The organism is Mycobacterium sp. UM_11, from assembly GCF_001414075.1.
Taxonomy (GTDB): domain Bacteria; phylum Actinomycetota; class Actinomycetes; order Mycobacteriales; family Mycobacteriaceae; genus Mycobacterium.
The window spans coordinates 26,766-48,469 of sequence record NZ_LATC01000022.1 but is presented as its reverse complement, the minus strand read 5'-3'; the positions used below and the strand labels follow the sequence as shown (position 1 = coordinate 48,469).

General features: G+C 69.7%; 25 protein-coding genes. 14 read left to right on the top strand and 11 right to left on the bottom strand.

Annotated elements, in window-relative coordinates; all coding sequences use genetic code 11:
• Nucleotides 1-53: 53 nt before the first annotated feature.
• From WU80_RS08315 to WU80_RS08305, 3 genes are all read left to right on the top strand, one after another.
• Entirely contained in the window at nucleotides 54-875 is an 822-nt protein-coding gene (locus tag WU80_RS08315) for an enoyl-CoA hydratase/isomerase family protein (protein ID WP_055401614.1), read from the top strand.
• 76 nt (nucleotides 876-951) lie between these two features.
• Complete coding sequence (locus WU80_RS08310) at nucleotides 952-1,608, top strand: DUF3000 domain-containing protein (RefSeq protein WP_082459790.1); 657 nt, start codon at nucleotides 952-954, stop codon at nucleotides 1,606-1,608.
• A gap of 1 nt (nucleotide 1,609) precedes the next feature.
• Nucleotides 1,610-2,896 (top strand): ribonuclease D, encoded by a 1,287-nt coding sequence (locus WU80_RS08305; RefSeq protein WP_055401616.1) that lies wholly within the window; start codon nucleotides 1,610-1,612, stop codon nucleotides 2,894-2,896.
• Between the two features lie 176 nt (nucleotides 2,897-3,072).
• On the opposite strand, the gene dxs is transcribed toward WU80_RS08305, so the two are convergent.
• On the bottom strand, nucleotides 3,073-4,986 hold the full coding sequence (dxs, locus tag WU80_RS08300; protein WP_055401617.1) for a 1-deoxy-D-xylulose-5-phosphate synthase: 1,914 nt from the start codon (nucleotides 4,984-4,986) through the stop codon (nucleotides 3,073-3,075).
• A gap of 201 nt (nucleotides 4,987-5,187) precedes the next feature.
• Here dxs and WU80_RS08295 point away from each other — a divergent pair, with 201 nt between their 5' ends.
• The gene (locus tag WU80_RS08295; protein WP_055401619.1) at nucleotides 5,188-5,631 is read left to right on the top strand and encodes a CBS domain-containing protein; all 444 of its coding nucleotides are present in this window, start codon (nucleotides 5,188-5,190) and stop codon (nucleotides 5,629-5,631) included.
• A gap of 17 nt (nucleotides 5,632-5,648) precedes the next feature.
• A complete protein-coding gene (locus WU80_RS08290; RefSeq protein ID WP_055401621.1) occupies nucleotides 5,649-6,938 on the top strand; it encodes an ArsB/NhaD family transporter in 1,290 nt (429 codons plus the stop codon).
• Here WU80_RS08290 and WU80_RS08285 read toward each other — a convergent pair.
• Both WU80_RS08285 and WU80_RS08280 read right to left on the bottom strand, forming a co-directional pair.
• Entirely contained in the window at nucleotides 6,920-8,128 is a 1,209-nt protein-coding gene (locus tag WU80_RS08285; protein ID WP_055401623.1) for a class I SAM-dependent RNA methyltransferase, read from the bottom strand. The two genes, WU80_RS08290 and WU80_RS08285, sit on opposite strands and share 19 nt — an antisense overlap.
• 20 nt (nucleotides 8,129-8,148) lie before the next feature.
• On the bottom strand, nucleotides 8,149-10,143 hold the full coding sequence (locus WU80_RS08280; protein ID WP_055401625.1) for an APC family permease: 1,995 nt from the start codon (nucleotides 10,141-10,143) through the stop codon (nucleotides 8,149-8,151).
• Between the two features lie 129 nt (nucleotides 10,144-10,272).
• Between WU80_RS08280 and WU80_RS08275 the strand changes: the two genes are divergently transcribed.
• Together WU80_RS08275 and WU80_RS08270 are read left to right on the top strand one after the other, a co-directional pair.
• Nucleotides 10,273-10,941 (top strand): TrkA family potassium uptake protein, encoded by a 669-nt coding sequence (locus tag WU80_RS08275; RefSeq protein ID WP_156349484.1) that lies wholly within the window; start codon nucleotides 10,273-10,275, stop codon nucleotides 10,939-10,941.
• 12 nt (nucleotides 10,942-10,953) lie between these two features.
• The gene (locus WU80_RS08270; protein ID WP_055401627.1) at nucleotides 10,954-11,631 is read left to right on the top strand and encodes a TrkA family potassium uptake protein; all 678 of its coding nucleotides are present in this window, start codon (nucleotides 10,954-10,956) and stop codon (nucleotides 11,629-11,631) included.
• 57 nt (nucleotides 11,632-11,688) lie between these two features.
• Here WU80_RS08270 and WU80_RS08265 read toward each other — a convergent pair whose 3' ends face one another.
• A complete protein-coding gene (locus WU80_RS08265) occupies nucleotides 11,689-12,315 on the bottom strand; it encodes a DUF3159 domain-containing protein (RefSeq protein WP_055401707.1) in 627 nt (208 codons plus the stop codon).
• A gap of 89 nt (nucleotides 12,316-12,404) precedes the next feature.
• Nucleotides 12,405-12,773 (bottom strand): OB-fold nucleic acid binding domain-containing protein, encoded by a 369-nt coding sequence (locus WU80_RS08260; protein ID WP_055401629.1) that lies wholly within the window; start codon nucleotides 12,771-12,773, stop codon nucleotides 12,405-12,407.
• Between the two features lie 114 nt (nucleotides 12,774-12,887).
• On the opposite strand from WU80_RS08260, the gene WU80_RS08255 reads away from it, so the two are divergent.
• On the top strand, nucleotides 12,888-13,589 hold the full coding sequence (locus WU80_RS08255; RefSeq protein WP_055401631.1) for a hypothetical protein: 702 nt from the start codon (nucleotides 12,888-12,890) through the stop codon (nucleotides 13,587-13,589).
• Nucleotides 13,590-13,599: 10 nt separating this feature from the next.
• Here the strand turns inward: WU80_RS08255 and WU80_RS08250 are convergent, their stop codons facing one another.
• Nucleotides 13,600-14,340, bottom strand: a complete 741-nt coding sequence (locus tag WU80_RS08250; protein WP_055401632.1) for a DUF3710 domain-containing protein — start codon at nucleotides 14,338-14,340, stop codon at nucleotides 13,600-13,602.
• A 49-nt stretch (nucleotides 14,341-14,389) separates the two neighbouring features.
• Nucleotides 14,390-14,854: a dUTP diphosphatase gene (dut, locus tag WU80_RS08245; RefSeq protein ID WP_055401634.1), complete on the bottom strand. Its 465-nt coding sequence runs from the start codon at nucleotides 14,852-14,854 to the stop codon at nucleotides 14,390-14,392.
• Nucleotides 14,855-14,879: 25 nt separating this feature from the next.
• Here dut and WU80_RS08240 point away from each other — a divergent pair, with 25 nt between their 5' ends.
• Complete coding sequence (locus tag WU80_RS08240; protein WP_055401637.1) at nucleotides 14,880-15,365, top strand: DUF3093 domain-containing protein; 486 nt, start codon at nucleotides 14,880-14,882, stop codon at nucleotides 15,363-15,365.
• A 6-nt stretch (nucleotides 15,366-15,371) separates the two neighbouring features.
• Here WU80_RS08240 and WU80_RS08235 read toward each other — a convergent pair whose 3' ends face one another.
• Nucleotides 15,372-15,674 (bottom strand): DUF4193 domain-containing protein, encoded by a 303-nt coding sequence (locus tag WU80_RS08235; RefSeq protein ID WP_007171590.1) that lies wholly within the window; start codon nucleotides 15,672-15,674, stop codon nucleotides 15,372-15,374.
• 181 nt (nucleotides 15,675-15,855) lie between these two features.
• Between WU80_RS08235 and cei the strand changes: the two genes are divergently transcribed.
• Nucleotides 15,856-16,506, top strand: a complete 651-nt coding sequence (cei, locus tag WU80_RS08230; protein WP_055401639.1) for an envelope integrity protein Cei — start codon at nucleotides 15,856-15,858, stop codon at nucleotides 16,504-16,506.
• 2 nt (nucleotides 16,507-16,508) lie between these two features.
• Here cei and WU80_RS08225 read toward each other — a convergent pair whose 3' ends face one another.
• A complete protein-coding gene (locus tag WU80_RS08225) occupies nucleotides 16,509-17,378 on the bottom strand; it encodes an inositol monophosphatase family protein (protein WP_055401641.1) in 870 nt (289 codons plus the stop codon).
• A 103-nt stretch (nucleotides 17,379-17,481) separates the two neighbouring features.
• On the opposite strand from WU80_RS08225, the gene ppgK reads away from it, so the two are divergent.
• Both ppgK and WU80_RS08215 read left to right on the top strand, forming a co-directional pair.
• A complete protein-coding gene (ppgK, locus tag WU80_RS08220; RefSeq protein WP_055401643.1) occupies nucleotides 17,482-18,291 on the top strand; it encodes a polyphosphate--glucose phosphotransferase in 810 nt (269 codons plus the stop codon).
• Between the two features lie 175 nt (nucleotides 18,292-18,466).
• A complete protein-coding gene (locus tag WU80_RS08215; RefSeq protein ID WP_055401645.1) occupies nucleotides 18,467-19,966 on the top strand; it encodes an RNA polymerase sigma factor in 1,500 nt (499 codons plus the stop codon).
• Nucleotides 19,967-20,082: 116 nt separating this feature from the next.
• Here the strand turns inward: WU80_RS08215 and WU80_RS08210 are convergent, their stop codons facing one another.
• Nucleotides 20,083-20,397, bottom strand: coding sequence for a hypothetical protein (locus WU80_RS08210; protein ID WP_055401647.1), 315 nt, complete (start codon nucleotides 20,395-20,397; stop codon nucleotides 20,083-20,085).
• Nucleotides 20,398-20,614: 217 nt separating this feature from the next.
• Between WU80_RS08210 and WU80_RS08205 the strand changes: the two genes are divergently transcribed.
• Nucleotides 20,615-21,016 carry a RidA family protein gene (locus WU80_RS08205; RefSeq protein WP_055401649.1) on the top strand — a complete coding sequence of 134 codons (402 nt, stop codon included), beginning with the start codon at nucleotides 20,615-20,617 and terminating at the stop codon, nucleotides 21,014-21,016.
• On the opposite strand, the gene WU80_RS08200 is transcribed toward WU80_RS08205, so the two are convergent.
• Nucleotides 20,965-21,330 (bottom strand): DUF952 domain-containing protein, encoded by a 366-nt coding sequence (locus WU80_RS08200; protein WP_055401651.1) that lies wholly within the window; start codon nucleotides 21,328-21,330, stop codon nucleotides 20,965-20,967. The two genes, WU80_RS08205 and WU80_RS08200, sit on opposite strands and share 52 nt — an antisense overlap.
• 136 nt (nucleotides 21,331-21,466) lie before the next feature.
• Here WU80_RS08200 and WU80_RS25315 point away from each other — a divergent pair, with 136 nt between their 5' ends.
• Nucleotides 21,467-21,652, top strand: a complete 186-nt coding sequence (locus WU80_RS25315) for a hypothetical protein (RefSeq protein WP_082459792.1) — start codon at nucleotides 21,467-21,469, stop codon at nucleotides 21,650-21,652.
• The last annotated feature ends 52 nt before the right edge of the window (nucleotides 21,653-21,704 follow it).

Genomic DNA, 21,704 nt, shown 5'->3' with positions numbered 1-21,704 from the left:
TTCAATGCTGCCACGGCGGCGGCCCCCTCCCCGCGCTGCGTACTATCACGACCGTGCCAGTCAGCCAGCCGCCCGTGAATTACGACGAGTTCCCCAGCCTGCGCTGCGAGGTGGACGACGACGGCATCCTGACCCTGGTTCTCGACTCCCCCGGCCTCAATTCCGTCGGGCCGCAGATGCACCGCGACCTCGCCGACATCTGGCCGGTGATCGGCCGCGACCCCGCGGTGCGCGTGGTGCTGGTCCGCGGCGAGGGGAAGGCCTTCTCCTCCGGCGGCAGCTTCGACCTGATCGACGAGACCATCGGCGACTACGAAGGCCGGATGCGCATCATGCGGGAGGCCCGCGATCTGGTGCTCAACATGGTCAACTTCGACAAGCCCGTCGTCTCGGCGATCCGCGGCCCGGCCGTCGGCGCGGGCCTGGTGGTGGCCCTGCTCGCCGACGTCTCGGTGGCCGGTCGGACCGCGAAGCTCATCGACGGGCACACCAAGCTGGGCGTGGCCGCCGGCGACCACGCCGCGATCTGCTGGCCCCTGCTGGTCGGCATGGCCAAGGCCAAGTACTACCTGCTCACCTGCGAGACGCTGCTGGGCGAGGAAGCCGAGCGCATCGGCCTGGTGTCCGTCTGCGTCGACGACGACGACGTGCTGCCCACCGCGACGCGAATCGCCGAGGACCTGGCGCGGGGGGCGCAGAACGCGATCCGCTGGACGAAGCGCAGCCTCAACTCCTGGTACCGCATGTTCGCGCCCACCTTCGAGACCTCGCTCGGCCTGGAATTCCTCAGCTTCAGCGGCCCCGACGTGCAGGAAGGGCTGGCCGCGCACCGGGAAAAGCGGCCCGCCCGATTTACCGGCGGAAACGCCTCCTGAGCAGCGGCGATACCGTCGGATGAGGTCTGGTAACGGGTTGGTAGCGGTCGGCGCGCCTGATTCCGCGTGTCGGCCGATGGGTCTACCGTCGGACCCTGTGACCCGTGCCGCGCCGACGAAGGACGGCCGGGATGAACAGGAGCGGCGTCAAGTGACCTCAGCTGAACCGGAGCCATTCCGCGAGGCAGTCGCGGCCATGAACGCCGTCACCGTGCGGCCCGAGCTGGAGTTGGGCCCCATCCGCCCGCCGCAGCGCCTGGCCCCCTACAGCTACGCGCTGGGGGCCGAGGTGAAACATCCCGACCGCGAGATTGTCCCCGAGCGATCCGACGGCGACGCCTTCGGCCGCCTGATCCTGCTCTACGACCCCGAAGGCGCCGACGCGTGGGACGGCACCATCCGGCTGGTCGCCTACATCCAGGCCGACCTGGATCCCAGCGAGGCCGTCGACCCCCTGCTGCCGGAGGTGGCGTGGAGCTGGCTGGTGGAGGCCCTGGAGTCGCGGATGGAACAGGTCACCGCCCTGGGCGGCACCGTCACCGCCACCACGTCGGTGCGCTACGGCGACATCTCCGGCCCGCCGCGCGCCCACCAGTTGGAGTTGCGGGCGTCCTGGACGGCGACCACGCCGCAGGTGGGCGTCCACGTCGAGGCCTTCTGTGAGGTACTGGAACACGCGGCGGGCCTCCCGCCGACGGGCGTCACGGATCTGAGCTCTCGGTCACGCGCCTGACATGTGCGAACCGGAGGCCGACGGGCCCGGCAGCACCGCGCCCGACAGCGCCGAACCGGAGCCCACGCCGCTGCTGCACCCGGCCGAAGGGATCCCCGATCTTTCGGTGACGGTCCGCCAGATCGAGGAGGCCGCGCGGCGCCTGGATCGGGGGCGCGGCCCGTTCGCGGTGGACGCCGAGCGGGCGTCGGGTTTCCGGTATTCCAACCGCGCGTATTTGATCCAGATCCGGCGGGCCGGTGCCGGCACCGTGCTCATCGACCCGGTCACCCACGGCGCCGACCCGCTGGAGGCGCTGCGGCCCGTCGCCGAGGTGCTGGGCGAGGACGAGTGGATCCTGCATTCCGCCGATCAGGACCTGCCCTGCCTGGCGGAGGTCGGCCTGCACCCGCCGGCCCTGTACGACACCGAGCTGGCCGGGCGGCTGGCCGGGTTCGAGCGGGTGAACCTGGCGACCATGGTGGAGCGGCTGCTGGGGGCCGGGCTGGCCAAGGGCCACGGCGCGGCGGATTGGTCCAAACGGCCCCTGCCCGAGGAATGGCTCAACTACGCGGCGCTGGACGTCGAACTTCTCATCGAACTGCGCGCCGCGATCGCCGACGTGCTGAACCAGCAGGGCAAAAGTGGTTGGGCCGCTGAGGAATTCGACTACCTACGCGCGGTCGGATCCCGCGATCCGAGCGCGGCGACGCGGCGGGACCGGTGGCGGCGCACGTCGGGAATCCACCGGGTGCGCGACCAGCGCGGCCTGGCAGCGGTCCGCGAACTGTGGCTGACGCGCGACCGCATCGCCCAGCGCCGCGACATCGCGCCGCGCCGCATCCTGCCGGACTCGGCCATCATCGAGGCCGCCATCGCCGACCCGAAGACGGTCGAGGAACTCACCGCGCTGCCGGTGTTCGGCGGGCGCAATCAACGGCGCAGCGCCGCCACGTGGCTGGGGGCGCTGGAAGCCGCCCGGCAGACCAAGAATCCGCCCGTGGACGCCGAACCGCCGAACGGGCCGCCGCCGCCGGCGCGGTGGAGCCGGCGCAAACCCGAGGCCGCCGCGCGGCTGGAGGCGGCGCGGGCCGCGCTGTCGGAGGTGTCGGAACGGGTCAACGTCCCCACCGAGAACCTGGTCTCGCCCGACCTGGTGCGGCGGCTGTGCTGGGACTGGGAGGCCGCGCCCGATCCCTTCGAGGCGGTCGAGACGTTCCTGCGCGCCGGGCAGGCCCGGCCGTGGCAGCGGGAATTGGTCGATCCCGTGCTGGCGCGCGCGCTGCAGCCGCCGGTCGAGGACGTCTAGTTCCGGAGTGTGCGCGCGTCGGGTGTGAATCGTGGGCATCGCGCGTGCGCGCAGGGCGGAAAAATCAGCTAAATCCCTCCCTGAGCGCACACTCAAAGCCCTGAATGCACTCCCGGTTGGGGCATTAGTCGGTGGTGACAACCCGGTTCGCACGGCTCCGCCGCGCTCCCGAGCGTCTAGTCGAGGTGCTCGCGGATCTCCGCCTCGGTGACGGGGCTGTTCAGGGCCGCGACCCAGCCGGTGATGCGGCGGGCCACGTCCTGATCCGTCAGCCCCAGGTCGGCCAGCAGCTCACCCCGCGCGGCGTGCTCGTAGAACCGCTGCGGCAGGCCGACGTCGCGGCACGGAACGTCGATGTCCGCGCCGCGCAGGGCCGACGACACCGCCGACCCGACACCGCCGTTGACCCCGTTGTCCTCGCAGGTGACGACGAGCTTGTGCTGCCGGGCCAGTTCCAGCACCGCGTCGGACACCGGGAGCACCCAGCGCGGGTCGATCACCGTCACGCCGATCCCCTGGTTATGCAGCCGCTTGGCCACCTCGAGCGCTATCGGGACGAACGCGCCGACACCCACCAGCAGCACGTCGTGGTTCAAGCCGGCGGCCGGCACGGCGAGCACGTCGACGCCCGACCGGCGCTCGAGGGCCGGAATGTCTTCCCCCACATCGCCTTTGGGGAACCGCAGTGCGGTCGGGCCGTCGTTGACGTCGAGGGCCTCGCCGAGTTCCTCACGCAGCCGGGTGGCATCCCTGGGCGCCGCCACCCGCATGCCGGGCACGATGCCCAGCATCGAGAGGTCCCACATGCCGTTGTGGCTCGCGCCGTCGTTGCCGGTGATCCCGGCCCGGTCCAGCACCATGGTGACGGGCAGCTTGTGCAGCGCGACGTCCATCATGATCTGGTCGAAGGCCCGGTTGAGGAACGTCGAGTAGATGGCCACCACCGGGTGCATGCCGCCCATCGCCAGGCCCGCGGCCGACGTCAGCGCGTGCTGCTCGGCGATGCCGACGTCGAACAGGCGATCGGGAAACTGTTGCCCGAACGCCGACAACCCCGTCGGGCCGGGCATCGCCGCGGTGATGGCAACGATGTCGCGGCGTTTCCTCGCGTAGCCGATGAGCGCTTCGGAGAACGTGGCGGTCCAGCCCGGGCCGGCGATCTTGGTGGCCTGCCCGGTGACCGGGTCGATCACGCCGCAGGAGTGCATCTGCTCGGCCTCGTCGTCCTCGGCCGGCGCGTAACCCATGCCCTTGCGGGTGACGACGTGCACGATCACCGGCCGGCCGAAGCCGCGCGCGTGGCGCAGTGCCATCTCCACCGCCCGTTCGTCGTGACCGTCGACCGGGCCGACGTACTTCAGGCCGAGGTCGGTGAACAGCAACTGCGGGGACAGCGAGTCCTTGATGCCGGCCTTGACGCTGTGCATGAAGCGATACGCCATCTGACCCACCAGCGGCAGCGAACGCACCGCGTCGCGGCCCCGCTCCAGGACCTGCTCGTAGGCCGGCTGCAGGCGCAGGGTGGCCAGGCGGTCGGCGACGCCGCCGATCGTCGGCGCATAGCTGCGCCCATTGTCGTTGACGACGATGATCACCGGCCGGCGCGACGCGGCGATGTTGTTCAGCGCCTCCCAGCACATGCCGCCGGTAAGCGCGCCGTCGCCGACCACGGCGACGACGTGCCGGTTGCGGTGGCCGGTCAGCTCGAACGCCTTGGCCAGGCCGTCGGCGTAGGACAGCGCCGCGCTGGCGTGGCTGGACTCCACCCAGTCGTGTTCGCTCTCGGCGCGTGACGGATAGCCCGACAGGCCGCCCTTCTTGCGCAGGCTCTCGAAGTCCTGCGAGCGCCCGGTCAACATCTTGTGCACGTAGGCCTGATGACCGGTGTCGAAGACGATCGGGTCGTGCGGCGAGTCGAAGACGCGGTGCAGCGCCAGCGTCAGTTCGACCACGCCCAGGTTGGGCCCCAGGTGTCCCCCGGTGGCAGCGACCTTGTGGATCAGGAACTGGCGAATCTCGGCGGCAAGTTCGCGCAGCTGCTGTTGGGACAGGTATTGCAGATCAGCGGGCCCGCGGATCTGTTCCAGCATCCCGACAGTCTACGCAGCCGGCGGGGGGTGGCGCCGGTGCGGAGTTTGCGATTTCGCTCGCCGTCGCCGCAGCCGCGCCTTTGGTAACCTCAGTCTCGCGGTGAGCCGGGAAGCCTGGTCGGCACGTTGTCCCGCCGACCCAGGAGTACGCCGTGGCCGCCGGCCCTCGCCGCACACCCCCCGCGGACGTATCGTCGCTTCATGCGCGCCGAGCAGATCGTCGAGGACTTTCCGGTGGTCAGCATCGACGCGAACGCCCTGGACGCCGCGCGAATGCTCGCGGAACACCGGCTGCCCGGGCTGCTGGTGACCGACAGCTCGGGACGCCCCTACGCCGTGCTGCCCGCCTCCCAGGTGGTCCGCTTCATCGTGCCCCAGTACGTCCAGGACGACCCGTCGCTGGCCGGCGTGCTCAACGAATCGATGGCCGACCGCTGCGCGGAGAAGTTGAGCGGCAAGAAGGTGCGCGACGTGTTGCCGGACCATCTGGTCGACATACCGCCGGCCAACTCCGACGACACCATCATCGAGGTGGCGGCGCTGATGGCGCGGCTGCGCAGCCCGCTGGTGGCGGTGGTCAAGGAGGGCCGGCTGATCGGGGTGATCACGGCGTCACGCGTGCTTGGGGCGGCGCTGAGGCATTGATCCGCACAGGTGAATAAATGAGCATCATCGCGATCCTGGTGTTCGTCATCGCGTATGCCCTGATTGCCAGCGATCGCGTCAACAAAACCTTCGTGGCGCTCGCCGGCGCGGCCATCGTGGTCATGTTGCCGATCATCCATTCCGACGACGTGTTCTATTCGCACGAGACCGGAATCGATTGGGACGTCATCTTTTTGCTGCTCGGCATGATGATCATCGTCAGCGTGCTGCGCCAGACGGGCGTCTTCGAATACGTGGCGATCTGGTCGGCCAAACGCGCCCGCGGTTCCGCGTTGCGCGTCATGATCCTGCTGGTCCTGGTCACCGCGATCGCGTCGGCCCTGCTGGACAACGTCACCACGGTGTTGCTGGTCGCCCCGGTGACGCTGCTGGTGTGCGACCGCCTGGCGGTCAACGCGGCGCCGTTTTTGATGGCCGAGGTATTCGCGTCAAACATCGGCGGCGCGGCCACGCTGGTGGGCGACCCGCCCAACATCATCATCGCCAGCAAGGCAGGCCTGACCTTCAACGACTTCCTGATCCATCTGGCGCCCATCGTGGTCATCGTCGTCGCCGTGCTGATTGCCTTGCTGCCGCGCCTTTTTCCCGGCGCCTTCACCGTCGACCCCGAGCGTGTCGCCGACGTGATGTCGCTGGAGGAAAAGGAGGCCATTCGCGATCCGCGGCTGCTCATCACGTGCGGCGTCGTGTTGCTGGCGGTGTTCACCGCGTTCATCGCGCACTCGCCGTTGCACATGGAGCCCTCGGTCATCGCGCTACTGGGCGCCGGCATCCTGATCGTCGCGTCCAGGCTGAAGTCCTCGGATTACCTGTCCAGCGTCGAGTGGGACACGCTGCTGTTCTTCGCCGGCCTGTTCATCATGGTCGGCGCCCTGGTGAAGACCGGTGTCGTCAAACAGCTTGCACGCGCGGCGATCACGGCCACCGGCGGCAACACCCTGATCGCGACGATGACCATACTCGTCGCGTCGGTGGTGATCAGCGGGATCGTCGACAACGTCCCGTATGCCGCCACCATGGCGCCCGTCGTCGCCGATCTGGCCCCCGCCCTGGGCGACCACGCCCACTCCGGCGTCCTGTGGTGGGCGCTGGCCCTGGGCACCGACTTCGGCGGCAACCTGACCGCCATCGGCGCCAGCGCCAACATCGTGCTGCTCGGAATCGCCCGGCGCGCCGACAATCCCATCTCGTTCTGGGAGTTCACCCGCAAGGGCGTGGTGGTCACCGCGGTGTCGTTGGCGCTCGCGGCCAGCTACCTGTGGCTGCGCTACACCGTGCTGGCCTGAGCGCGGGTCAGCAGCGCGACGCACTCGGTGTGATGGGTGAGCGGGAACGCGTCGAACACCTTGATCTGCTCGACGGCGTAGCCGTGGCCGAGGTAGAGCCCGATGTCGCGGGCGAAAGAGGCCGCCTCGCAACCAATGTGCACCATGCGCGGGACACCGGCGGCCGCGAGGAGGTCGATGATTTCCCGCCCGGCGCCCGCCCGCGGCGGGTCCAGCACCGCGACGTCCGCGCGCGATCGTTGGGCGCCGAGCGCACGCCGCACCGAGTCGGTGACGACCCGCACCTGGGGCAGATCGTCCAGCGCGGCGCGGGCGGCCCGCGTGGCGGCGCGCGAGGTGTCGACGCTCAGCACCCGCCCGGACTCCCCGACCGCCACCCCGAGCGCCGCGGCGAAAACGCCCGCGCCGCCGTAGAGATCCCAGGCGGTCATGCCGGCGCCCGCCTGCGCCCAGTCGGCGACCAGGCGGCTGTACACCGCGGCCGCGCCGCGGTGCGCCTGCCAGAAGGCGGTCACCGGTATCTGCCAGGTGCGCCCGCCCACTCGCTGCACCGCCTCGTAGGCGCCCTCCACGACCTTGGTCACGGTCCGTCTGCCCTGCCGCAGCGTGCGCACCACGTGGCGCGCACCGTCGTCGTCCACCACGACGTGCAGCTGCGCGGTTGGGGGCCAATCGGATTCGGCTAGCCCGTCGAGCATGCCGGCCGGCAATTGCGCGCAGCGCAGGTCGGTGACCAGCTCGTCGCTGTGGTAGCGGTGGAAGCCGGGGCGCCGGTCCGCGCCCACGTCGAGCCGGACGCGGGTGCGCCACCCCGTCGGCCCGGAACCCGGCAGCGGTTCGGCCTCGCCGTCCCAGTGGTGCCCGCCCAACCGCTCGAGCTGATTGGCCACCACCTGCGCCTTGAGCGCGCGGGCCGCCTCCGGCGCGGCGAACGCCAAGTCGCAACACCCGGCGCCGTCCACCCCGGCGATCGGGCACAGCGATTCGACACGGTCGTCCGACGGGTCGAGCACCTCGACAACCTCTGCGTGCCAATAGGATCCGCGGTCGGCGGTGACCCGCACCCGCACTCGCTCACCCGGCAGCGCGTAGCGGACGAACACCACGCGTCCTTCGTGATGCGCGACGCAACTGCCGCCGTTGGCCGGCGCGCCGGTGACCAGCGTCAGCTGCTCGCGCGCGGGCAGCACCGCGCCAGGTGATTCGCGGGTCAATCGAAGATTCCCCTGCGAGCGTCACCCGGGGCGGCGTGCGGCTGCAAGGTCTTCAGCCGCTCCGACGAAGTCAGTTGCCACGGAACGGAAGTCACCATCACGTTGGGCATGAACAGCAACCGGCCCTTGAGCCGCAGCGCGCTCTGGTTGTGCAGCACCTGTTCCCACCAGTGGCCCACCACGTACTCGGGGATGAACACGGTGACGACCGTTCGCGGCGACTCCTTGCTGACGCGTTTGACGTAATCGAGTATGGGCCGGGTGATTTCGCGGTACGGCGAGGCGATGACCTTCAGCGGCACGCTGATGTCGCTCTCTTCCCACTGGTGCACCAACTCGCGGGTTTCGCCCTCGTCGACGCTGACGGTGAGCGCCTCGAGGACATCGGGCCGGGTCGCGCGGGCGTAGGCCAGGGCGCGCAGCGTCGGCAGGTGCAGCTTGGACACCAGCACCAGGGCGTGATTGCGGCTGGGCAGCACCACGTCGTGCTGGGCGGCCGCCTGCTGCTCGAGTTCCCGGCTGACGGTGCGGTAGTGCCGGTGGATCATCTTCATCATCCCGAACAGCAAACCCATCGCGAACAACGCGATCCACGCACCGGCGACGAATTTGGTCACCAGGACGACCAGCAGAACGGCGCCGGTGGAAAGCAATCCGATGGTGTTCACCACCCGGGACCGCATCATCTTGCGGCGCGCCCGCGGATCGGTCTCGGTGCGCAGCAACCGGGTCCAGTGCCGCACCATGCCGATCTGGCTCAGCGTGAACGAAATGAACACGCCGACGATGTAGAGCTGGATCAGGGCGGTGACCTCCGCCCGGAACGCGATGATCGCCAGCAGCGCCGCCCCGGACAGAAACAGGATTCCGTTGGAGAACGCCAACCGGTCGCCGCGGGTGTGCAGCTGGCGCGGCAGGTAGCTGTGCTGCGCCAGGACCGAACCGAGCACCGGGAAACCGTTGAACGCGGTGTTGGCGGCGAGCACCAGGATGAGCGCCGTCACCGTGGCGATCAGCAGGAAGCCGATGTGGAAGCTGCCGAAGACCGTTTCGGCCAGCTGGGTGACCAGTGTCTTCTGGTAGTAACCCGGCGGGGCGCCGGTCAGTTGCCGGGCGGGATCCTCGACCAGCTGGACCTTGATCTGCTGGGCCAGCACGATGATCCCCATCAGCAGGGTCACCGCGATCCCGCCCAGCAGCAGCAGCGTCGTCGCCGCGTTGCGCGACTTGGGCTTCTCGAAGGCCGGGACGCCGTTGCTGATCGCCTCCACACCGGTGAGCGCCGCGCAGCCCGAGGAGAACGAGCGGGCCACCAGGAAGGCGAGCGCGAAGCCGACGACCTGGCCGTGCTCGGCGTGCATCTGGAACCCGGCGGACTCCGCCCGCAGCGGGTTGCCCAGCACGAAGATCCGGATCAGCCCCCAGCCGATCATCACGAAGACACCGACGATGAACGCGTACGTCGGGATGGCGAACGCCACCCCGGATTCGCGGATGCCCCGCAGGTTCAACGCCATCACCAGCAGGATGGCCGCCACGCAGAACCACACCTTGTGCTGGGCCACGATCGGGATCGCGGAGCCGATGTTGGACATCGCCGACGCCGTCGAAACGGCAACGGTCAGAACGTAATCCACCATCAGCGCGCTGGCGACCACCAGGCCGGCCGTATCGCCGAGGTTGGTGGTGACCACCTCGTAGTCACCCCCGCCGGACGGGTAGGCGTGCACGTTCTGCCGGTAGCTGGCCACCACGACCAACATCACCGCGGCCACGGCCAGACCGATCCACGGCGTCAGCGCGTACGCGGTGACGCCGGCCACCGACAGCATCAGGAAGACCTCTTCGGGGGCGTACGCCACCGAGGACAGCGCATCGGAGGCGAACACCGGCAAGGCGATCCGCTTGGGCAGCAGGGTGTGACTCAACCGGTCGCTGCGAAACGGCCGGCCAATTAGCAACCGACGCGCTGCGGTGGAAAGTTTGGACACGAGAGCCAACACTAAGCCCACCGGGGTGTGGCGGTAGCTTCGTAGGTGAGAATGTTTGCCGACCCGAAATCGGCTGGCCGACGTGGGTTGCCGATGGGGGCCGCAGGACGCAGCCGAGAGGATCGGAAATTGCGAGTAGTGGTGATGGGCTGCGGCCGCGTCGGTTCCTCGGTGGCCGACGGGCTGTCGCGGATCGGCCACGACGTCGCGGTCATCGACCGCGACAGCACGGCCTTCAACCGGCTCAGCCCGGAATACGGCGGGGAACGGGTGCTCGGCCAGGGGTTCGACCGCGACGTGTTGCTGCGGGCCGGCATCGAGGAGGCGGACGCGTTCGCCGCCGTGTCCTCCGGGGACAACTCGAACATCATCTCGGCGCGGCTGGCCCGGGAGACCTTCGGCGTGAAGCGCGTCGTGGCCCGGATCTACGACGCCAAGCGCGCGGAGGTGTACGAGCGCCTCGGCATCCCCACCATCGCCACCGTGCCCTGGACCACCGACCGCCTGCTCAACGCGCTGCTGCGGGACACCGAAACCGCCAAGTGGCGGGACCCGACCGGCACGGTGGCCGTCGCGGAGGTCGTCCTGCACGAGGAGTGGATCGGGCACCGGGTCACCGATCTCGAGCAGGCCACCGGCGCCCGGGTCGCCTTCCTGATCCGGTTCGGCGCCGGCGTCCTGCCCGAGCCCAAGACGGCCCTGCAGGCCGGCGATCAGGTCTACGTCGCGGCGATCTCGGGCCGCGCCGCCGAGGCCGTGGCCATCGCCGCGCTGCCACCCAGTGAAGAACTCGGTTAAGGAGCGGCGCAAATGAAGGTAGCTGTCGCCGGGGCCGGCGCGGTGGGCCGCTCCGTAAGTCGCGAACTCGTCGGCAACGGCCACGACGTGACGCTCATCGAGCGCAACCCCGATCACGTCGACGTCGACGCCATCCCCGCAGCGCACTGGCGGCTCGGCGACGCCTGCGAGCTGAGCCTGCTGGAATCGGTGCACCTGCAGGAGTTCGACGTGGTGGTGGCCGCGACCGGCGACGACAAGGCCAACGTCGTGCTCAGCCTGCTGGCCAAGACGGAATTCGCGGTGCCCCGGGTGGTGGCCCGGGTCAACGACCCCCGCAACGAATGGTTGTTCACCGACGCCTGGGGCGTGGATGTGGCGGTGTCCACCCCGCGCATGCTCGCCTCGCTGATCGAAGAGGCCGTGGCGGTCGGTGATCTGGTGCGGCTCATGGAATTCCGCAGAGGTCAGGCCAACCTCGTCGAGATCACCCTGCCCGACGACACCCCCTGGGGCGGCAAGCCGGTGCGCCGGCTGCAGCTGCCCCGGGACGCCTCGCTGGTGACCATCCTGCGCGGCCCGCGGGTGATCGTGCCCGAGGCGGACGAACCGCTGGAGGGCGGCGACGAGCTGCTGTTCGTCGCGGTCGCCGAGGCCGAAGAGGACCTGCGCAAGCTGCTACTGCCGGACGGCCCGGCGCTCAGCGACTAGGGCTAGGCCCATGGCGGTGACCCGCAGCGCCCGGCTCCGCCGCGCTCGCGATCACCGCTAGTCGCGGACCGGGTCGGCCGCGATCTGGGTGCCGGTGTCACCGGCCGCCAACATGGCACGCTGGGCCGACTTGATCGCCAGGTACGTGACCAGCGCGGCCGCCACGGTCAGCGGCCAGCCCATCGCGATGCGCGCGAACGCCAGCCAGCCGGTCTGGTCGGCGTCGTAGAGCATGCCCTGGACCACGAACCGGGCGGCGAAGACCAGCACCCAGAAGACCGATGCGATGTCGAACGCGTAGACGGCCCTCGGCACGTCGCGCCAGGCGCGGCCACGCCCGGTGGCCCAGCTCCACACGTAGCCGACCAGCGGCCGCCGGATGATCACCGACGCCGCGACCACCACCGCCCAGAGCAGCGACGTCCAGATGCCGATCAGGAAGTAGCCCTTGGACTCCCCGACGATGTAGGCGACCAGCGCGCAGATGGCCACGCCGAAGAACCCCGAGAATGCGGGCTGCGGCGATTCCCGTCGGATCAGCCGCCACAGCAGGACCAGCGCCGCCGCGGCCAGCGCGGCGCCGATGGCCACGAACAGGCCCCACAGGCTCGACGCGATGACGAAGATCACAACCGGCAGCGACGAATAGATGACGCCGCTGACCCCGCCCGCCTGTCGCAGCAGCCGTTCCGCGGTAAGCCGGTTAACGCTCGCGCGTTCGGGCGCGGTCGAATCGTGCGGTCCCGGACTCGACTCCCGATCGTCGGGAAGCGTCACCGCTGAATTTCGTAGTGCGGGTTGTAGATGGCCTTGGTGCCGTTCTCCAGCTTGCCCAGCCGCCCCCGCACCCGCAGCTTGCGGCCCGAGTCGATGCCCGGGATCCGCCGCTGGCCCAACCAGACCAGGGTGACCGTGTCGCTGCCGTCGAACAGCTCGGCGCGGACGCCGCCCGCGCAGGCCTTGCCGTTACATTCCACGCTGCGCAGCGTGCCGATCATGGTGACCTCTTGCCCACGCTCGCAATCGATAACCCGTTGCGCGCCGGTGCTTGCGACCTCGTCGGACAACTCTTCAGAGTCGCGTTGCTCCGGCGCCTCCGTCAACCGACGGGTGAGCCGGCGAAGATATCCTTGGGCCCCCATGGCCACTCCTGACAATGCTGATAAGCCTCGGCGCTTCCACTTATGCCAACGGACACCGTAGACCTGTTGGTTCCCGCGCGCCAACCGACTCAAACGTGGTGCCACTATCGGGGTGTGGCTGTCGATCTGCGGGGTGTCACGACGGTGTTGTTGCCCGGCACCGGGTCCGACGACGACTACGTCTACCGGGCCTTTTCCGGTCCGTTGCGCGGTGCCGGCGCCGTCCTGGTGGCCCCGCCGCCCCAGCCGGATCGGTTGATCGACGGCTACGTCTCGGCGTTGGACGCCGCCGCGCGCACCGGCCCGATCGCGGTCGGCGGCGTCTCGATCGGCGCGGCGGTGGCGGTCGCCTGGGCACTGACCCACGCGGACAAGGCGGTCGCGGTGCTGGCCGCGCTGCCGGCCTGGGCCGGGGCGCCGGAGGAGGCGCCCGCGGCGCTGGCGGCGCGGCACACCGCCGCGCAGCTGCGCGCCGACGGGCTGGAGGCGACGACCGGCCAGATGCGGGCGTCGAGCCCGGCGTGGCTGGCCGACGAGCTGGCCCGTTCGTGGCGCGCCCAGTGGCCGCAACTGCCCGACGCGATGGACGAGGCCGCCGCCCATGTGGCGCCGGACCACGCCGAGCTGGCCCGGCTGGCCGTGCCGATGGGTGTGGCGGCCGCCGTCGACGACCCCATCCATCCGTTGCGGGTGGGCGAGGAGTGGGTGCACGCCGCGCCGCGCGCGGCACTGCGGACGGTGACGCTCGACCAGATCGGCTCGGATCCGGCCGCGCTGGGCGCGGCGTGCCTGGCCGCCCTCGCCGACGTGGACTAGCCGGTTCGGGTCAGCCGCCGGTGGTGGTGCGCAGCTGCTGCATGGCCGAGCCATCGGCGCCGCGGCGCGCCGCCGGCTCGGGCGGCCCCTGCTCCGCGGCCTCTTGCGCGGCGGCCTGCTGGGCGGCCGCGGCCTCGCGCAGTTGCTGCGCCATCGGCTCGGGCAGCTGCACGGTCAACGGGGTGCGCACCGGCAGCGGTGTGTCACCGCGGCGAACGACGGTGTCCGCCAACGCCGCTCGCGCCTCCTGCTCGAGGGCTTCCATCGTCTCGTGCGCCCCGTTGACGACGCAGCGGATCATCCAGCGGTAGCCGTCGACGCCGATGAAGCGGACCGCGCCGGACGCGGAGCCGACCACCTCGCGGCCCCACGGGCCGTCCTTGATGCTCACTTGGGCCCCGTCCTTGCGCAGCGAGTCGGCGAGCTCGCTGGCCACCTCACGCCACAGCCCACCGGTTTTCGGTGCCGCGTAGGCGGCGATGGTGAACCGGCCGTTGGGCGTGACGACCCACACGGCGCTGGGGACCCCGGTCTCGGTCAGCTCGACCTGTAACTGGCCCGCCTCCGGCATCGGGATGAGCACCGAGCCCAGGTCCAGCCGCGCGAGCTCCGCGACGGAGGGGTCGTCGAAATCGTCGATGTCGAACGGGCCCTCGAGCTCTTCGTCGAACTCCTCGTCGATCGGGTCGGCGGCGGCTTCCGCGTCCACCGGTTTGTCACTGTCGTCGTTGTTTCTCTTAAGTGCCGCCATCAGTGCCGCTCCTCCTCCTCATCGCTCCGCTCTGCATCGTCGCTAGCGGTCACAAACTCGCATGTCCGCCGGAGGAACCGTGGCCACCGTCGCCACGGGATGTTTCGGCCAGGCCGGCCTCGTCGAACGACGACACCTCGACCAGCTCGACCAGCTCGACCCGCTGCACCAGCAGTTGGGCGATGCGGTCACCACGATGCACGACGATCGGCTCGGCGGGATCGAGGTTGATCAGCGCGACCTTGATCTCGCCGCGGTAGCCCGCGTCGATGGTGCCCGGGCTGTTGACGATCGAAAGCCCCACGCGCGACGCCAAACCCGAACGTGGGTGGACCAGCCCGACCATCCCGAACGGGATCGCGACCGCCACCCCCGTGCGCACCAGGGCGCGTCGCCCGGGTTCCAGCTTGAGGTCTTCCGCGCTGTAGAGATCCACCCCGGCGTCGCCCTCGTGGGCGCGCACGGGCATAGGGAGCTCGGGATCGAGGCGGACGATGGCCAGACTGGTCGACACGGGGCCACAGATTACCCTTGACTGCGTGTCCGGTACGCGCGTCGCGCCGCACAGTGTGCGATATCGCGAACGACTGTGGGTGCCCTGGTGGTGGTGGCCGTTGGCCTTCGGGCTGGCGGGGCTGCTCGCATTCGAAGTCAACATGGGCGTCGCCCCCCGGCCGTCCTGGCTGCCGTACGCAACGCTTTTCGCGGTGGCGACCGGAACCCTGCTGTGGCTGGGCCGCGTGGAGATCCGGGTGACCGCCGACCCGAGCGTGCCGGGCGGGGTGGAACTGTGGGCCGGCGAGGCCCACCTGCCGGTCACAGCGGTCGCCCGGTCCGCCGCGGTTGCGCCGTCGGCCAAATCCGCGGCGCTGGGCCGCCAGCTCGACCCCGCGGCTTTCGTGCTGCACCGGGCATGGGTCGGCCCGATGATTCTGGTCGTCCTGGACGACCCGGACGACCCCACGCCGTACTGGCTGGTGAGCTGCCGCCACCCCGAGCGGGTGCTGTCGGCATTGCGCAGCTGACCCGGGTCAAGCCGCGCAGTCGGTACAGATCATCAGGCCGTTCTTCTCGCTGGCCAGCCGGCTTCGGTGTTGCACCAGGAAACAGCTCGAGCAGGTGAACTCGTCAGCCTGCTTCGGAATGACGCGGACCGACAGTTCTTCTCCGGACAGGTCGGCACCGGGCAGTTCGAAAGATTCGGCGGTTTCGGATTCGTCGACGTCGACCACGGCCGAAGCCGCCTCGTTGCGTCGTGCTTTGAGCTCCTCCAGCGAGTCCTCCGAGACGTCATCAGTCTCGGTGCGCCGTGGAGCGTCATAGTCGGTAGGCATTGCCCTATCCCCTCACATGCCCTCATTGCTCAAGCATCGCTTTGTACCAGCGTCGAACGCATCCACCAAATGATTCGTGCCCGGATCACGGTCCGTTAATGTGTGATTTACGTCACACACTCATTCTGGGCCTTGCGTTCGCCTTTGAACAGTGCGTTTAGGGTGCGACTAGAGTGCACCTGTGGTCGCACAAATCACCGAGGGTACCGCCTTCGACAAGCACGGTCGGCCCTTCCGGCGACGCAATCCCCGGCCCGCCATCGTGGTGGTGATTTTCCTGGTCGTGGCGACGGCGGTGGTGTGGACCATCGCGCTGACCCGGCCGGCCAAGGTGCACGAGGTCGCGGTGTGCAACCCGCCGCCGAAGCCGAGCGGCTCGGGGACGGCTCAGCTCGGCGAGCAGGTGTCGCGCAGCGCGATGATGGACGTCACGCCCGCCAAGCTCGGCGACACCAAGGTCCGCGTGCTCAACGCCAGCGGCCGCGGCGGGCAGGCCGGCGACGTCGCGGGCGCGCTGAAAGACCTCGGGTTCGCCCAGCCGACCGCGGCCAACGATCCGCTGTACGCCGGCGCCCGGCTCACCTGCCAGGGGCAGATCCGGTTTGGCACCGCCGGGCAGGCCTCCGCGGCGACGGTCTGGCTGGTGGCGCCGTGCATGGAGCTGTTCAACGACAACCGCGCCGACGACTCCGTCGACCTGGCTTTGGGGACCGACTTCACCGCCCTGGCCCACAACGACGACATCGACGCCGCCCTGGCCGCCCTGCGCCCCGGCGCCACCGAGCCGTCGGATCCCGCGCTGCTCAACAAGATTCACGGCAGCGCCTGCTGACGTCAATCGAGGATCGGGTCCAGCCCGTCGATGTCGTCCAGGGCGGCCAGCAGCTCGTCGGCGATCCCCGGCGCGGCGGCCAGCACCAGGCCCGCACCCTCGATGTCGTTCGCCGGCAACGAAACTCGCGCGCCGGCCTCGGCGGCGATCAGCGCACCCGCGGCGCAATCCCACGGTTGCAGGCCGTGCTCGTAGAACGCGTCGAGCCGGCCCGCCGCGACCATGCACAAATCCAGGGCCGCCGAACCGATCCGGCGAACGTCGCGGACCAGCGGCAGCAGCCGGGCCAACAACGCCGCCTGCGTCGCCCGGCGCTGCCGTGAGTAGCCGAAACCGGTGCCCAGCAACGCCATCGACAAATCGTCGACCGCGGCGCACCGCAACGGTCTGACCCCCTGCCCGTCGCTGACATGCGCACCCAGGCCGGTTGCCGCCGAGTACACCTGGCCGCCGACGACGTCGGCGACCGCGCCCGCCACCGACACCCCGGCGACCTGGACACCGACCGACACCGCGTACGCCGGGATGCCGTAGACGAAGTTCACCGTGCCGTCGATGGGATCGAGCACCCAGGTGATCGCGTCGGCGGGGGTACCCGCCGGGTCGGCCGGGCCGCCGCCCTCCTCGCCGAGAATCGGGTCGCCCGGGCGCAATTCGGCCAACCGCTCCCGCAGCAGGCGCTCCGTTTCGGTGTCGACGACGGTCACCGGATCGGTCGGGGTGCTCTTGGAGCGCACCGCCCCGCCGCCGGTGACCGTCGAGCCCGAACCGAACACCTCGGCGCGACGACGGCGCACGAACGCGGCCGCTTCCGTGGCCAGCGACTCGGCCACCGTGCGCAACCGGGCGGGCTCGTCATCTCCTCGGCTCACCGGTCTATCGCATCACAGGCGGCGCGGCCGCGCAGATACCCCGTGGCCACATCGGCGCCGGGCTAAGGTGGGCGGACAGCCGCAGCCACGCCCAGGAGCTCCGATGACCAGCACCGACTCGACCACGGACACGCCCCGCACCGGCCCCGCCGGGGGCAGCCCACAGCGTCGGGGATTCGGCATCGACGTCGGCGGCAGCGGCATCAAGGGCGGCATCGTCGACATGGACACCGGGCAGCTGATCGGCGAACGGGTAAAGCTGTTGACCCCGCAGCCGGCGACCCCGGCCGCGGTCGCCAAGACCATCGCCGAGGTGGTCAACGCGTTCGGCTGGACCGGCCCGCTCGGCGTGACCTATCCCGGGGTCGTCACCCACGGCGTCGTCCAGACGGCGGCCAACGTGGACAAGGCGTGGATCGGCACCAACGCCCGCGACATCATCAGCGCCGAGCTGAACGGCCAGGACGTCACCGTGCTCAACGACGCCGACGCCGCCGGGCTGGCCGAGGAACACTACGGGGCCGGCCGCAACCAGTCCGGCCTGGTGGTGTTGCTGACGTTCGGCACGGGAATCGGCTCGGCCGTCATTCACAACGGCACGTTGATACCCAACACCGAGTTCGGGCACCTCGAGGTCGGCGGCAAGGAGGCCGAACTGCGGGCGGCGTCGTCGGTCAAGGAGCGCAACAACTGGACCTACGAAAAGTGGACCAAGCAGGTCACCCGGGTGCTGGTGGCGATCGAGAACGCGGTGTGGCCGGACCTGTTCATCGCCGGCGGCGGCATCAGCCGCAAGGCCGACAAGTGGCTGCCGCTGCTGGAAAACCGCACCCCGGTGGTGGCCGCGGCCCTGCTCAACACGGCCGGGATAGTGGGCGCGGCCATGGCCTCGACCTCCGACGTGACCCACTGATTTTCCCCGGCAGAGCCGTTCGGCCGCTCACTGTCGTTACAATGGTCATCGGCGACCGCCCGACCGACAGCGTACGAATGCCGACGCTGATCCAACGCCGACATCGACATAGCAGACACTTTCGGTTAACCATGCCCAATACCCACCGAAGGTGAGCCCAAACGAAGGGGTGTAAGTGGCAGCCACCAAGGCAAGCGCGGCAACCGATGCGCCGGTAAAACGGACCGCGACGAAGTCTTCGCCCTCCCCCGCCAAGCGACCCGCGGCCAAGGCCGCGCATGCCGCCGCCCCCGCGAAGCGCGCCGCCAAGGCGCCGGCCCGGGCGGCCAAGCCCGAGGCCGCCGGCGAGGCCAAGAAGCCCCGCGCGGCCAAGGCCCCGTCGGGCCGCGGAACGAAGGCGGCCAAGGCCGCCCCGGCGGACGCCGAGGTCGATCTGGAGGCCGTCGAAGATCTCGACGACGCCGAACTCGACGCTGAGCCCGGCGACGACCTGGAGATCGACGCCGGCGACCTGAACCTCGAGGACCTCGAGGACGACGTCGCGGCCGACGGCGACGAGGCGGAGATCGAGCCGGCCGACGCCGAGGACAGCGAGGAGGCGGCCGCCCCGGTCGCCGCGGCCGGCGAGGCCGCCGCCGAGGAGGACGAGGAGATCGCCGAGCCCTCCGAGAAGGACAAGGCCTCCGGCGATTTCGTCTGGGACGAAGACGAATCCGAGGCGCTGCGCCAGGCCCGCAAGGACGCCGAACTCACCGCCTCCGCGGACTCGGTCCGCGCCTACCTCAAGCAGATCGGCAAGGTGGCGCTGCTCAACGCCGAGGAAGAGGTGGAGCTGGCCAAGCGGATCGAGGCCGGCCTATACGCCACCCAGCTGATGAGCGAGATGGCCGAGCGCGGCGACAAGCTGCCCGCCGCTCAGCGCCGCGACATGATGTGGATCTGCCGCGACGGCGATCGCGCGAAAAACCATCTGCTGGAAGCCAACCTGCGTCTGGTGGTGTCGCTGGCCAAGCGCTACACCGGCCGGGGCATGGCGTTCCTCGACCTGATCCAGGAAGGCAACCTGGGCCTGATCCGCGCGGTCGAGAAGTTCGACTACACCAAGGGCTACAAGTTCTCCACCTATGCGACGTGGTGGATCCGCCAGGCGATCACCCGCGCGATGGCCGACCAGGCCCGGACCATCCGCATCCCGGTGCACATGGTCGAGGTGATCAACAAGCTGGGCCGCATCCAGCGCGAGCTGCTGCAGGACCTGGGCCGCGAGCCCACGCCCGAGGAGCTGGCCAAGGAGATGGACATCACGCCCGAAAAGGTGCTCGAGATCCAGCAGTACGCGCGCGAGCCGATCTCGCTGGACCAGACCATCGGCGACGAGGGCGACAGCCAGCTGGGTGACTTCATCGAGGACAGCGAGGCCGTGGTGGCCGTCGACGCGGTGTCCTTCACCCTGCTGCAGGACCAGCTCCAGTCCGTGCTCGAGACGCTGTCCGAGCGCGAGGCCGGCGTGGTACGGCTGCGCTTCGGCCTCACCGACGGCCAGCCGCGCACCCTCGACGAGATCGGCCAGGTGTACGGCGTGACCCGCGAGCGCATCCGTCAGATCGAGTCCAAGACGATGTCGAAGCTGCGCCACCCCAGCCGCTCCCAGGTGCTGCGCGACTACCTGGACTGACACTCACCGTCCGCGCGGCGAGTCCCAGGCACCCAGAACATACGAGGCGTCAGCCGCCACCGGATTTCCCGGTGGCGGGCCCGACGGCCGTGACGGCTTCAATGTCGTTGCGTCGCTTACATTTTCCGGGTCAACACGGGTGCGTGGCTCGGCGGCACCGGTCGATGGGGGTTCGTGCGCGCCGGCGCATCGGTGACCACCGTTTTCCCGCCCGTGCAGGTGACGAGCTTGCCCCCGACGATCACGCCCTGGCCCTCATCGATCGGGATGTCGTAGCCGTCAGGGTCGGTGTAGTGGCAGCCGCCGCTCGGGCCAGAGGACCCATTGGGCTCGGCGTAAGCGGTGGCAGGGGCCAACGCGGCAATGGCCAGAGCGCCAAACAGCGCGGCGGCGTAGTGGATGCGAGTGGGCTTGCGGGTGGCGTTCTTCATGGTGATCTCCTTGGGTCGTCGCGGCCCGTCCTTCGGGCTGCGTTCATCGACCTAGGGCAACCACGAGCACCTAAGGGGACACTTTCTTTTCGCCCGTGCGCGATCATCCAACTACAGAGCCAGCCGTCCGCCCACCGAACCGGTTGCCGCACAAGGGCGCTCAGCCGCAGAAGAAAACCCGTCGCGTCGGCGGCGCCACCGTCGTACGGTGACGGCCATGAATCGCACACTGGTCTCGTCTGGCTCCGAGTTCGAATCGGCCGTCGGTTATTCGCGCGCCGTCCGGGTCGGCCCGCACGTGGCCGTGGCCGGAACGACCGGCGCAGGGCGAGACATCGCGGCTCAGGCCCGAGATGCCTTGCGCCGCATCGAGATTGCGCTGCACGAAGCGGGTGCGTCGCTGACCGACGTGGTCCGCACCCGCGTCTACGTCACCGACATGTCCCGGTGGCGCGACGTCGCGGCGGTGCACGCGCAGGTCTTCGGCGCCATCCGGCCCGCGGCCACCATGGTGGAGGTGTCCGCGTTGATAGCCCCCCAGCTCCTGGTCGAGATCGAGGCCGACGCCTACGTGGACTCCCCCGCCGGCGCGAACGTGCCGTCGGCGCCGGGCCGGTAATCGGTGACCCGAATCACAGCGTCGATGGGCAACGGACCGTACAGGTGCGGGAACAGCATCGCCTCCGGGTCCGTTGCTACGCCTGGCTCCCAACGCACTTCGGAGTCCAGCCTCGCAGGGTCGATGGTCAGTAGCACCAAGTCATCGCGCCCGCGGTAGAGCCGGTTGGCCGGCAGGTGGACCTGTTCGGGGGCCGAAAGATGGATGAACTCACCACCGCCGGATGCGTCGGGACGAATCTCGCCGGTGGCGCGGGCCCGCGACCACGCGTCGCGGCCGCACAGATGTACCAGCACTTCAGGAGCGAAAGCCACGAATGATCAGCTTAGAAAGTTCGCCGAAACCAAACGTTTACAGGCCGTGAGAAACGACACACCCGATAACGATCGGGGAACAACGCGAAAACCCCATACGTCTGAGAGAGTGAATAAAAGCAAGAACGGAGAAGCCATGAATGCAACTCTGACCAGTCCCGAGCTAACCCGTGCGGACCGCTGCGATCGCTGCGGTGCCGCGGCTCGAGTCCGCGCCAAGCTGCCTTCCGGAGCCGAGCTTCTCTTCTGCCAGCACCACGCCAACGAGCACGAGGCGAAACTGACCGAGTTGTCGGCCGTCCTGGAGTTCAGCGGGAGCTGATTGCGCCCAACTCACCCGTGGGCAATGTGGCTGAGTGCGGCGGTCTTCGGTA

What these genes read in the sequence shown, in the direction of transcription:
- WU80_RS08290 (WP_055401621.1), top strand. Translation starts at nt 5,649, where the DNA reads ATGAGCATCATCGCGATCCTGGTGTTCGTCATCGCGTATGCCCTGATT.
- WU80_RS08295 (WP_055401619.1), top strand. Translation starts at nt 5,188, where the DNA reads ATGCGCGCCGAGCAGATCGTCGAGGACTTTCCGGTGGTCAGCATCGAC.
- WU80_RS08250 (WP_055401632.1), bottom strand. Translation starts at nt 14,340, where the DNA reads ATGGCGGCACTTAAGAGAAACAACGACGACAGTGACAAACCGGTGGAC.
- WU80_RS08205 (WP_055401649.1), top strand. Translation starts at nt 20,615, where the DNA reads ATGAATCGCACACTGGTCTCGTCTGGCTCCGAGTTCGAATCGGCCGTC.
- WU80_RS08305 (WP_055401616.1), top strand. Translation starts at nt 1,610, where the DNA reads ATGTGCGAACCGGAGGCCGACGGGCCCGGCAGCACCGCGCCCGACAGC.
- WU80_RS08235 (WP_007171590.1), bottom strand. Translation starts at nt 15,674, where the DNA reads ATGCCTACCGACTATGACGCTCCACGGCGCACCGAGACTGATGACGTC.
- WU80_RS08210 (WP_055401647.1), bottom strand. Translation starts at nt 20,397, where the DNA reads ATGAAGAACGCCACCCGCAAGCCCACTCGCATCCACTACGCCGCCGCG.
- WU80_RS08310 (WP_082459790.1), top strand. Translation starts at nt 952, where the DNA reads ATGGGTCTACCGTCGGACCCTGTGACCCGTGCCGCGCCGACGAAGGAC.
- WU80_RS25315 (WP_082459792.1), top strand. Translation starts at nt 21,467, where the DNA reads ATGAATGCAACTCTGACCAGTCCCGAGCTAACCCGTGCGGACCGCTGC.
- WU80_RS08260 (WP_055401629.1), bottom strand. Translation starts at nt 12,773, where the DNA reads ATGGGGGCCCAAGGATATCTTCGCCGGCTCACCCGTCGGTTGACGGAG.
- dxs (WP_055401617.1), bottom strand. Translation starts at nt 4,986, where the DNA reads ATGCTGGAACAGATCCGCGGGCCCGCTGATCTGCAATACCTGTCCCAA.
- ppgK (WP_055401643.1), top strand. Translation starts at nt 17,482, where the DNA reads ATGACCAGCACCGACTCGACCACGGACACGCCCCGCACCGGCCCCGCC.
- WU80_RS08270 (WP_055401627.1), top strand. Translation starts at nt 10,954, where the DNA reads ATGAAGGTAGCTGTCGCCGGGGCCGGCGCGGTGGGCCGCTCCGTAAGT.